Origin of the sequence: Virgibacillus sp. L01, from assembly GCF_052246775.1 — a bacterium.
In the GTDB taxonomy this organism is placed as follows: Bacteria; Bacillota; Bacilli; order Bacillales; family Amphibacillaceae; genus Lentibacillus.
The window spans coordinates 1,021,405-1,033,849 of record NZ_JBQQCP010000001.1; the positions used below are offsets into that span (position 1 = coordinate 1,021,405).

The window sequence follows — 12,445 nt, forward strand, 5'->3', positions numbered from 1 at the left end:
GAACATTTATTCCAAAAAAATTCTCCCCACCTGTGAGGATATGATTTTTGTTATTATTACTTAGTTTAGTTCTTTATAATGAACAAGTCAACAGTTTTTTAAAAAATTATACAAATTTTTTTGCTAAATTACACTCAATAAAGAACATATGCCCGTACCATCTTGTTTATTATGTTTTTAACGAAAATAAAAGAGGCTGGGACGAAATAACAGGCAGAATGTATATAACATTCATTTTCAATAGTTGGATTTATTACGTAGTTGATATAAACTGCGAAGTAACTGCTAGAATAATCTCTTAAAACCTCTCGTCACGCCGTCCGGGGTCGCTGCGGGCGTATGCGCACCTTAGGGCAACGCTTCAGCTTCCTCGGAAGCCAAAACCGCTTCCTGCGGGATCTTCAGCTGTTGCTTCGACGAACAGGACGTTCTAGTGCCGGCGTTGGTCACAGGACGTGACCGGTTTTAGCCGGTTCCCGCAGGAGTCACCGCCCTCCGCTCACCCGGACTAGTGTAGCTTTCGCACATTTATTCTATAGCGATTTCTACTCCAGTCACCAGTGGAGGAAATACACGTAGACTCCTGTGGGAGCTGAGGCCAGCTGAGGCCTAGATGAGACTTCGCAGCGACGTAGGAGCAAGGAGGCTCATCAGCCGCCCACGGAAAGCGAAGTGTATTTCCGCAGCGGTGTCCTAGACTGAAATTATTTTTCCACAGTACGTCGCATCATATATCTAATCTGCAACATTAGAAAACCAGGCATTCACCAAGCCTTTTGGTGAATGCCATAGTTGTACTTTTGCAGAAAGAAGGTAGTTATACATTCTTAACTGCAAAAATCCGAACTAATTCGAATTCTTTCTCAAGAATTTGAATCATAGTTCGGATTTTACTTTGACTAAAACACTTTTGTCCCAGCCATTTTTATTCTAAGGTAATACAGTTTCACCCATTAAATATCGATCACATTCACGTGCAGCTTCACGGCCCTCATTAATAGCCCATACAATCAGGCTTTGGCCGCGGCGCATGTCACCAGCAGCGAATACGCCATCAACGTTGGTTGTGTATTCGCCATACTCAGCTTTGATGGTTGAATTTGGGCTACGCTCAACATCAAGCTGATTCAACAAGTCTTGTTCTGGACCGGTAAAACCGATTGCAATCAAAACAAGATCTGCTGGCCATACTTTTTCGGTACCTGGTATTTCGTCACGAATCTTCTTCCCGCCTTCATAGCGAAGTTTGACGTTCACCGTATGAACTTCTTTAATATGGCCATTATCATCGCCAACAAACTTCTTAGTCATAACGGCATATGCGCGAGGATCCTCTCCAAGTGTACTTGCTGCTTCCTTATGCCCGTACTCAACTCGGTGAATGACAGGATATTGCGGCCATGGGTTTGTTTCCACATCGCGTGTTGACCCTTTTTTATCGTAAATGTCAAACTGAGTAAGACTCTTACAGTTGTGACGAACTGATGTTGCAAGGCAGTCAGTTCCAGTATCACCGCCACCAATGACAATAACGTCTTTATCAGTTGCAGAGATATAATTGCCATCCGTCAAATTTGAGTCTAGTAAGCTTTTTGAATTTGCGTGCAGAAAATCCATCGCATGGTGAACGCCTGTTAATTTACTGCCCTCTACCTCGATATCTCGGTGAACTGCCGCGCCACCACATAGAATAGTAGAATCGTAATCTGATTCAAGCTCAGAAACTGTTATATCCTTACCAACTTCGGTGTTTGTTACAAATGTTATACCTTCCTGTTCCAAAATATCCACACGGCGTTTTACAATCTCGTATGATAGTTTCATCTCAGGGATTCCGTATGTCAGTAATCCACCTACACGGTCACTACGTTCAAATACCGTAACGGTATGTCCTGCTTTATTCAACTGTGCAGCCGCAGCAAGTCCGGCTGGTCCAGATCCAACGACTGCTACTTTCTTCCCTGTTCTTTTCTCGGGAGGGTTTGGCACCACCCATCCTTCGTCGAAACCCTTTTCGATAATCGAGCGTTCAATCGTTTTAATTGCCACAGGAGGTTCATTTATACCTAATACACATGCTCCTTCGCATGGAGCAGGACAAGCGATTCCTGTGAATTCAGGGAAATTGTTCATTTCATGTTCACGTTCTAATGCTTCTTTCCATTTACCCTCGTAAACAAGATGATTCCATTCAGGAATAAGGTGATAAACAGGGCAACCGGTTGTTACACCATTGATTTCCATCCCGGTATGGCATGTTGGAACACCGCAATCCATACAGCGTGCTCCTTGCTCCTGGACTTCTTGCTCTGACAATGGTTTTGTATAGTCGACCCAGTCTTTCGTACGTTCGGCTGGGTCGCGTTCTTTTTGTGCTTGTCGGCTATATTCCATAAATCCCGTTTGTTTCCCCATTAGACTCCTCCTTCTATATGTCTTTAACAAGAATCACTTCATAACAGGTTCCAGTTTTTCTATTTCTGTTTTCACTATACTTACTCCATTTTTACTTTCTTCAAATGCCTTCATTTCAGCATCAAATTTTGTTAACCCGCTATTTTTAAGTTCCTGAATCCGATTTTGTATCTTAACGTATGATTTAGGGATAACACGGACAAAACTTGCTGCGTATGTCTCCCAATATGCAAGTATTCGTTTAGCATGTTTACTTCCAGTATAAAGGGTATGCCGTTCAATCATTTCCCGAACATCATTTATTTCTGACTGATTTGTTAGTGGATCTACGCTTACCAGCTCAGGATTCACGTTGTCATCAAAAGTACCTTCTTCATCAAAAATATATGCGACGCCACCAGACATACCCGCTGCAAAATTACGACCAGTTTGGCCTAATACGACTACTTTCCCGCCAGTCATATACTCACAACCATGTCCACCGACTCCTTCTACAACTACGTTAGCACCACTATTCCGAACACAAAAGCGTTCTCCAGCAATTCCTTCAATATATGCTTCACCGGCTGATGCTCCATAAAAAGCAACATTTCCGACAATGATATTATCTTTTGGCTGGAATGTTGCAACTGTATCAGGGTGTACGATGATTTTTCCGCCTGATAACCCTTTTCCAACAAAGTCATTGGCATCGCCAATAAGGCGTAATGTCATACCCCGTGGAATAAATCCACCAAAGCTTTGACCAGCAGAACCTTTAAGGGTTAGATCAATCGTGTCTTCAGGCAGGCCTTCCTCACCGTATCGACGGGTGATTTCACTTCCCAGCAGCGTTCCAGTTACCCGGTTAATATTACGAATCGCTGTTGTGAACTGCACAGGCTCCTTCTTATCTATTGCCCGCTGACAGCTTGGAATAAGTTCTTGATAATCAAGGGTTTTCTCTATTCCGTGATCTTGCTTAATCTTGTTATATCTACCGACCTTTGCTGGCAAATCTGGCTGGTATAAAAGCGCAGATAAATCAACATCCTTGGCTTTCCAGTGATCAATGTTTTCATTTCTCTCCAGCGAATCGGTATTACCAACCATTTCATTTATAGTTCTAAATCCTAATTCTGCCATAATCTCACGTGTTTCCTGTGCGATAAACCGCATGAAGTTAGCAACATGTTCTGCTTCGCCTGTGAACTTTTTACGTAATTCGGGATTTTGTGTTGCCACGCCAACTGGACACGTATCCAAATGGCAAACCCGCATCATTACACAGCCTAGTACAACGAGTGGTGCTGTTGAAAATCCATACTCTTCTGCTCCAAGTAATGTTGCATAAACAACATCATGACCGGTCATCATTTTTCCGTCAGCTTCTACAGCAATACGGTCACGTAAACCGTTCAATAAAAGAGTCTGATGGGTTTCAGCAAGTCCGATTTCCCATGGCAGCCCTGTATGCTTTAGGCTGGTTCTTGGAGCTGCACCGGTTCCACCATCATATCCACTTATTAACACATGATCCGCACGACCTTTTGCTACACCAGCTGCGATCGTGCCAACACCAACTGCCGATACAAGTTTTACACTAATCCGTGCATCCGGATTCGTATTTTTCAAATTATGAATTAACTCGGCCAAATCCTCAATTGAATAAATATCGTGATGCGGCGGCGGCGAAATTAATTCAACGCCAGGTGTCGACCCACGAACCTCGGCAATCCACGGATAAACTTTTTTACCTGGAAGATGTCCACCTTCACCGGGCTTCGCACCTTGAGCTACCTTGATTTGAATTTCATCTGCATTGACAAGGTAATGACTATTCACACCAAACCGGCCGGATGCTACCTGTTTAATTGCACTCCGTCTTGTATCGCCGTTAGCATCAGGTGTAAAACGATTCGGATCTTCCCCACCTTCACCGGAATTACTTTTTCCGCCAATCCGGTTCATGGCAACGGCCAGTGCTTCATGGGCTTCCTGACTTATTGCCCCGTATGACATTGCACCAGTTTTAAACCTTGCGCAAATCGCTTCAACCGATTCAACTTCTTCAATCGGGATTGATGATTGTTTTTTATATTGCATTAATCCGCGAAGTGACTGCAAATTGTTTCGTTCATCAGTCAGAAGCTTGGAATATTTCTTGAAAACATCATAGCTGTTCGTCCGGCATGCATGCTGCAGCATATGAATGGTGCTAGGGTTATATTGATGATCCTCCCCGTCGCCTCGAAACTGAAATTCATCTCCAGCAGCTAATGCCTTGTTACCGCCGCGATTCTCGGTATAAGCTATCTGATGACGGAGCAAGACTTCTTGTTCAATTGTACTCAACCCGATACCACCAAGTCTTGATGCTGTCCGAGTGAAGTACTTATCTATTACATCGTTTCTGATACCAACCGCTTCAAAAATCTGGGCACCACGATAACTTTGAATTGTAGAGATTCCCATCTTGGATAAAACTTTAATAATGCCATCCGTAACAGAGGAAATATATTGTTCAATTGCTTTATGCTTAGATGAAACAGTTTCCATATCATTTTTTTCAACAAGATCACTAATTGTGTCAAATGCCAAATAAGGATTTATCACTTCTGCTCCATAACCTATTAATGTAGCAAAGTGATGTACCTCTCTTGGTTCACCTGACTCTAACAACAGACTAACTTTCGTTCTGATGCCTTTACGAATCAGATGGTGATGTAATCCGGAAACTGCCAATAATGCTGGTATAGCTGCTTTATCATTCTGCACGCCACGGTCAGATAAAATGAGCAGGGTCGTACCATCAGCTATTGCTTCATCTGCCTTATCGAAAAGAAGATCAAGTGAAGTTTCCAAACTGCCTTCTTTTGCATCAAATAGCGTGGATAGCGTTGCCGCCTTGAACCCAGGCACATGTTCTGCACGGAGCTTCTCCAACTGGGCATTCGTTACAATAGGTGTTTCTAACCTAATATGCTTACAGCTCTCCGGCCCTGGATTAACAAGGTCCCCTTCAGCACCAATCGTCGTTTGTGCCATCGTCACAATCTTTTCGCGGATTGCATCGATTGGCGGATTTGTTACTTGGGCAAAAAGCTGCTTGAAATAGTTATACAAGAGCTGTGGTTTTTGTGAAAGAACAGCAAGTGGCGAATCATACCCCATTGACCCGATCGGATCTTTTCCATCACTGACAAGTGGCTTGATAATCTTATTGAGCTCTTCACGTGTATAGCCAAACGCAAGCTGTTGTTCCAATAAGGAATCATCACGATACGGTGGTTGCTGCACCTTAGTTTCAGGAATATCCTCGAGATCTTTCATATTTTTAAGCCAGTCTTTATATGGCTCTTCAGCTGCAATTTCCATTTTAATTTGTTCATCTGGAATAATAGTTCCTTTTTCCAGATCAACCAGCAGCATTTTCCCTGGATGCAGTCGTTCCTTATACAGGACCTCATCAGAAAAAATGTCCAGAGCACCTACTTCTGATCCAAGTACAATCATGCCACCTTTTGTAACATAATAACGAGCCGGTCTTAGCCCGTTTCGGTCCAAACATGCACCAATCTGATTACCATCCGTATACACAAGTGCTGCAGGTCCATCCCATGGTTCCATTAATGTACTGTGATACTCATAAAAGTCACGTTTTTCCTGATTCATTGCTTCATCATTCGCCCATGGCTCAGGCACCATCATCATTGCAGTATGAGCAAGTGAACGACCTGATAAATGTAAGTATTCAAATGTATTATCAAAAATCGATGAGTCACTGCCATCGTCATCAATAACGGGCAATATCTTTTCTATATCTTCATCACTAAAATACGTTGATGAACAAAGCTTTTCACGTGCATGCATCCAATTTACGTTTCCTCGCAATGTATTAAACTCACCATTATGAATGGTATATCGGTTTGGATGTGACCGTTTCCAGCTTGGGAAGGTGTTCGTACTAAATCGAGAGTGTACTAATGCTAACGCGGACTTAAAATTCGGATGGTTTAAATCAATATAGAAGGAATCCAGCTGCTCAGGTATTAGCATGCCCTTATAAACGATTGTGCGTGTTGACAAGCTACTAACGTAAACGTCCTCAAATCCTGTTAGGCTGGCAAGTTCCTTTTCCACCCGTTTACGAATCACATACAATTTACGTTCAAATGCCATTTGATCTGTCAGGTCATCCGATTTTTGAATGAACACTTGCCGGATAAACGGCTTCCGCTTTGCCGCTACTTTTCCAATAAATGATTCGTTTATTGGCACTGGCCTCCAGCCTAGAAAGGTTTGCCCCTCTTCACGGATTATATTTTCAAATATTTCTTTACTCTTTAATCTGGTCTCACGATCCTGCGGGAGAAAGGTCATCCCAATGCCGTATTCACCAGCCTCAGGTAAAGTGATATTTTCTTTTTCGCATTGCTTTTGGAAAAAACGATGTGGGATCTGTGTAAGTATACCAGCACCATCGCCTGTACTTGTATCAGCTGACTGACCACCTCGATGCTCTAAATTACACAGAATGTTGATCGCATTTTGTACGATGTTATGTGTCTTTTCTCCATTTATATTCGCAATCATCCCAATACCACAAGCTTCGTGTTCCATATCTGGATGATACAGTCCCTGTGCTTCAGGAAATCCATTTTTAGTTCTTGTCATCACAACAACTCCTCTCTTTTGCAGTGCCTTTATCACCCGGTTTTTGTTCGATATTTACCGAGCATTGTTCATGTTTCTTTTAAAACGGTGTCCTTCAGTATATCATAAATCCAATTTTACCTCAATATTCAGATAAGTTATTTACATACATAAGTATGCAAAACAGATGATTGTAAACGCTGTCATTTTAGTATTTACAAAACTTTTTATGCATCTTTAATGCATTAATGACAAGGGATTGAGAGTGAACTGTAACTAAAATTGAAATTTTTTTATAAAAATTTTAGATTTTTTTAGAACTTGTTTAGATTTTTGAGTTATGCTAATGAATATAACAACTGAAGGTGGATATTATGTCAATACGTAAACGGCTATTTCTGTCAAATGCAGCAATGATTGTTATGCCAATCATTTTTATTATAGTTATCGTTATTTTATTAAACGTCGTCACTAGCGGCGGTTTTAATCAATCTCAGCAAGGAGGATGGAATTCGGCGGAGGGAAATAATATAGAAATATTTAATAACTTAAAAAAAATGGCATCATTAGAACAGGGAAAATTAGATGACCCTGCCTATCTCCAATCACTAACAAATCAGCTAGAAGGCGATGAAAGCGGAATAATTATTCGAAAGGGTTCAGAGCTTTCTTACACGTCAAATCATATAGGAGATATCTCATATCATGATTTGCCGCGATTTGGTCAAAATGAGTTCAACACCAGACCTCCATTTGGGCATGATAGATATACTGTTAAGCAGTATGATTTTTATTTTGACAATGGCACAGAAGGTTCTATATTTCTATTAAGTGAATCTTCATCATTCGCACAATTCGCCAAAACATTTTTTCCGCTATTATTTATTAGCTTAATACTCCTGCTAATCCTTACTAATGTGCTGTTATCTTATTTTATGTCTAAAGGCATCCTAAATCCGGTCCGTCAACTATCAAATGCTGCGGCAAATATCCGCAATGGAAATCTGGATTTTTCTGTAAAACCAGTAAGCAAGGATGAGTTAGGTGAATTAGTGAAATCTTTTGATGACATGCGGTTACAATTGAAGGAATCAATGGAGCTACGTGATAATTATGAAAATAACCGTAAAGAATTGATTGCTAATATTTCACATGATTTGAAAACCCCTATCACTTCAATAATGGGCTACGTGGAGGGCATACAGGATGGTGTTGCCAATACAACAGAGAAACGAGGAAGGTATTTGGAAACCATACATGCAAAAGCTGAATATATGGATATGTTGATTAAAGAACTATCCCTATATTCCAAACTGGATGTAAAAAGCCTACCGTTTCATTTTGAGGAAGTAAATATTAAAGCATTTATGAAAGATTATCTGGAAGAAATGAAGCCAGAACTTTTAGACAACAAAGTTCAATTAACATTTAACGAGATTACAGCTTCGCAAACAACTGTTTCATTGGATAGAGACAAACTCATTCGTGTGATGAACAATATTATTTATAACAGTATAAAATATATCGACAAAAGCGAATGTATCATACAAATTTCACTTAAGGATATTGGTAATATGGTGGAAGTATGTATTAGTGATAACGGTCCAGGAGTTTCGGAAGGCAACCTTGCCAACATTTTTAACCGATTTTACCAAACAGATCCATCACGAAATAAAGGGGGAAGTGGACTTGGTCTTGCGATAGCTTCACAAATTATTAAAGCACATGGTGGTTCAATCAGTGCTACAAGCCCTCAAAATAGGGGATTAACTATTTGCTTCACCCTTAATAAAACTGAAGGTGATAAACATGCGTAGGATATTAATCATTGAAGATGACAAAAGCATTGCAGCATTGGAACAGGATTACCTTGAAATAGAAGGTTTTGAAGTCGTAATTGCTTCAGATGGAGAAACCGGTTTAGAAGCTGTATCATCGCGACAGCACTATAACCTTATTTTGCTAGATCTAATGCTTCCTAATATAAGTGGTTTTGAATTATGTAAAAAAATACGAAAAAATTCCGATATTCCTATACTCATGGTTACAGCTAAGGATGAAGATATTGACAAGGTACGCGGTCTTGGACTTGGTGCTGATGATTATATTGTAAAACCGTTTAGTCCCAGCGAATTGGTGGCACGAGTAAAAGCGCATCTAGCCAGATATGAACGCTTGATTAAGACGAACGACACTACCGAGGATATTCATAAAGGCGAGCTTCGAATAAATATAGCATCCCGACAAGTCTTTATCCACGAAAAGGAAGTTCCATTTACCACTCGCGAATTCGACTTATTAACATTCCTGGCTAAGCACCCGAACCAGGTTTTTAGTAAAGAGCACTTATTTGAAAAAATATGGGGGATCGAATCAATTGGTGACACAGCTACCGTAACCGTTCACGTGAAAAAAATACGAAAGAAAATTGAAAAGGATACTGCTAATCCACAATTTATTCAAACAGTGTGGGGATCCGGATATCGTTTTAAAGGCTAAACCATTCCGTTACGGGGTGGTTTTTTTGTTGTTTAGGAAACTCTAAATTTTAAGTGCTTTGGATAACTGGACGCCCGAATCAGCCACGTCCAGCTCCGACGTACAGGACGTACTAGTGCCTAGTGGACTTCCTTCCCCGTGTCTACGACAAGAAATTAAGGATGTTCGACTAAAACCACCACATCCTGTGGGGCAGCTTACGCTCTTCGTGTATCCTTTATCTCAGGGAAAACTGAACAGGCGCTTGCGCTTTTGTTCTTTCTCGTTTTTTCATCAAGTGTTTATAAAAAATTTATAAATGCTTTAGTTGGGGTTTATATCTGCTTGTTACATTAGAATAGTAGAACATTTCCTTAACAGGTGGTGAAAAAATGAAACTCTCAATTACGCCTAAAAGGTGGTTATTAACTGGCCATATCCTGTTTGCGGCAATCATGCTAGGTAATATGGTAACCTTCTTGCTCTTGAGTATAACCATAGCTATTTCCGAAAATGGACAGCTTATCGAAAGCAGTTACCAAGTCATGCATTTATTATCCAAAACATCCGTTAAAGCATCGACTTTCGGAACGATTATCACCGGCATCCTTCTTTCTATCTGGACAAAATGGGGGCTATTTAATTTTTATTGGATTATCGCAAAAGAGTTATTAACAATTCCAGTATTCGCGTTAAATTTGTGGGGAATGTACTACTGGACATTACAAGCATTTAAGCTTATGGAATCTTCAGGCGCTCGTACAGATGTTTTTATCGTACAGGCAGAGCTATGGATAGGGATAATCATCCAACTCATTTCACTACTTCTTATGTTTGGACTATCTGTATTTAAGCCATGGGGAAAGCGTACTACAGTTTCTAAATGAATATAAAAAAGGAGGGAATTCATGAAAACTGAAACACTTTCGAGTACCAATCGTTTAGTTCGAGGAATCTTAGTAGTACTTTCACTGTTATTTTTCATTTGTGTAGTTATTCAGGTATTTCTTGCTGGCATTGCAACCTTTGTTAATTATGGTAATTGGGAGCTGCATACAACTTTCATTCATTACTTTGAATTTACTCCAATTATCATGCTGTTTCTTTCATTCTTTGTAAGTCTCCCTAAAGAAATACGGTGGGATTATGCCGGTCTTTACCTCTTAATCATTATGCAATATGTGACAACACAGTTAACTGCAAGCGCACCCTTTGTAGCCGCAATCCATCCAGTCATAGCCATGGTATTATTCTGGAGATCGCTTGTTACTGTAAAAGCAACTATGGAAATGATACAAAAAAATAAGAAACAATAGGAGTTGATCATTATGTATGGAGAATATTTTCATCCAATCGGTTTTTTTCTCTTTATATTACTAATCACATTTTTCATTACAAATATTATCATCTGGAAGCGCAGAAACAGTGAGAAGTGCTATTATAATAGTAGTAGCCCCAACGCAATGGCAACCTTGGATAATCGACTCGCTAAAGGCGAGGTTAGTCTAGAGGAGTATAAGGAAATAAAGGAAACCTTAAAACATTAAATAGTTGCCATCAAAAGTTAAGAGCTTTTGATGGCTTTTTTAGCAGATAAAAAGTCAACATGGCTGCCAAATGCGCAGCCACCCTATTAGGGAGATGATAATGTTTAAATGCAACTAAGGCTTGGCGAAAAGCCAAGTTTTCTAATAGAAAAAGAGAAGCTTGTTTAAGCTAATAATTGGACGTTCTTTTCATATCGTCGTATCATTTCTCAATAAGGAGTGAATAACATGACTAATAAAACATTTAACAATATACCGCTATCTGTTTTGGACCTTGCCCCTGTATTGGAGGGCAGCAATCCAGCCGAATCATTTAAAAATAGTGTTGACTTAGCTCAAAATGTTGAAGAATACGGCTTTAGCCGTTTTTGGCTTGCAGAACATCACAACATGCCTGGGATTGCGAGTTCAGCAACATCAGTAATAATAGGGCATATCGCTGGAGCAACCAACCACATGCGTGTCGGCGCAGGTGGAGTAATGCTACCAAACCACGCAACATTAGTTATTGCAGAACAATTCGGTACACTGGAATCCATGTATCCTGGACGAATTGATTTAGGACTAGGCCGGGCACCTGGTAGTGATCAGGCAACAGCATATGCCTTGCGCCGTACATTGAATCAACGTGTAGAGGATTTTCCGCTACAAGTTGATGAACTTGAAGCATATTTCGAGGGGACCGCCAGCGTCAGATCTGTTCCAGGAGAAGGATTAAATATTCCAATTTGGTTATTAGGCTCAAGTGGATTCAGTGCACAATTAGCTGCTAAAAAAGGCTTGTCATTTTCATTTGCAAGTCACTTTGCACCAGATTACACGATCCCAGCATTGAACCTTTACCGTGACAATTTCAAACCATCCGACACACTAGCAAAACCTTATGCAATGGTCGGTGTAAATGTAATAGCAGCCGACACAGATGAACAGGCAGAGTACCTGGCAACATCACAGCAGCAACAATTCTTAAGTATAAGGCAGGGAAAACCTACAAAACTGCAACGTCCAATTGACGATATTGAGAGCGTTTGGACCGAAATGGAAAAAGCTGCAGTCGAACAATCAATTAATTCACGCTCAACCATTGTCGGAAGTAAGGAAACGGTACGACAAGGACTCGAAAAGTTCCTGGAAGAAACCCAAGCTGATGAAATGATTATTAACTCACAAATTTTTGATCAAGAAGCCCGGAAACGTTCTTACGAGATCGTTGGAGAATTGATGGACTAAAACGATAGAATGCCCCTTCAACTATTACATTGAGGGGGCATTTTAATATATTATTTAACTGTCCATCCACCATCAATTTTGATTGGTGCTCTGTGGATAAAGTCTGAATTTTCACTTGCAGCTAAATAAACAAACTATAC

8 protein-coding genes are annotated in these 12,445 nt (G+C 40.4%); 6 read left to right on the forward strand and 2 right to left on the reverse strand.

What is annotated here, in order from left to right:
• Window positions 1-930: 930 nt before the first annotated feature.
• Both ACTWQM_RS04680 and gltB read right to left on the reverse strand, forming a co-directional pair.
• Window positions 931-2,415, reverse strand: a complete 1,485-nt coding sequence (locus tag ACTWQM_RS04680; protein ID WP_443256992.1) for a glutamate synthase subunit beta — start codon at window positions 2,413-2,415, stop codon at window positions 931-933.
• A 33-nt stretch (window positions 2,416-2,448) separates the two neighbouring features.
• On the reverse strand, window positions 2,449-7,071 hold the full coding sequence (gltB, locus tag ACTWQM_RS04685; protein ID WP_443256993.1) for a glutamate synthase large subunit: 4,623 nt from the start codon (window positions 7,069-7,071) through the stop codon (window positions 2,449-2,451).
• Between the two features lie 353 nt (window positions 7,072-7,424).
• Here gltB and ACTWQM_RS04690 point away from each other — a divergent pair, with 353 nt between their 5' ends.
• From ACTWQM_RS04690 to ACTWQM_RS04715, 6 genes are all read left to right on the forward strand, one after another.
• Window positions 7,425-8,867 carry a HAMP domain-containing sensor histidine kinase gene (locus ACTWQM_RS04690; RefSeq protein WP_443256994.1) on the forward strand — a complete coding sequence of 481 codons (1,443 nt, stop codon included), beginning with the start codon at window positions 7,425-7,427 and terminating at the stop codon, window positions 8,865-8,867.
• Complete coding sequence (locus tag ACTWQM_RS04695) at window positions 8,860-9,549, forward strand: response regulator (RefSeq protein ID WP_443256995.1); 690 nt, start codon at window positions 8,860-8,862, stop codon at window positions 9,547-9,549. Before ACTWQM_RS04690 ends, ACTWQM_RS04695 begins: the two co-directional genes overlap by 8 nt.
• 371 nt (window positions 9,550-9,920) lie before the next feature.
• Window positions 9,921-10,415 (forward strand): hypothetical protein, encoded by a 495-nt coding sequence (locus ACTWQM_RS04700; RefSeq protein ID WP_443256996.1) that lies wholly within the window; start codon window positions 9,921-9,923, stop codon window positions 10,413-10,415.
• A gap of 21 nt (window positions 10,416-10,436) precedes the next feature.
• Window positions 10,437-10,844, forward strand: a complete 408-nt coding sequence (locus tag ACTWQM_RS04705; RefSeq protein ID WP_443256997.1) for a DUF6220 domain-containing protein — start codon at window positions 10,437-10,439, stop codon at window positions 10,842-10,844.
• Between the two features lie 12 nt (window positions 10,845-10,856).
• Window positions 10,857-11,075 (forward strand): hypothetical protein, encoded by a 219-nt coding sequence (locus tag ACTWQM_RS04710; protein ID WP_443256998.1) that lies wholly within the window; start codon window positions 10,857-10,859, stop codon window positions 11,073-11,075.
• Window positions 11,076-11,303: 228 nt separating this feature from the next.
• On the forward strand, window positions 11,304-12,305 hold the full coding sequence (locus tag ACTWQM_RS04715; protein WP_443256999.1) for an LLM class flavin-dependent oxidoreductase: 1,002 nt from the start codon (window positions 11,304-11,306) through the stop codon (window positions 12,303-12,305).
• Window positions 12,306-12,445 lie beyond the last annotated feature (140 nt).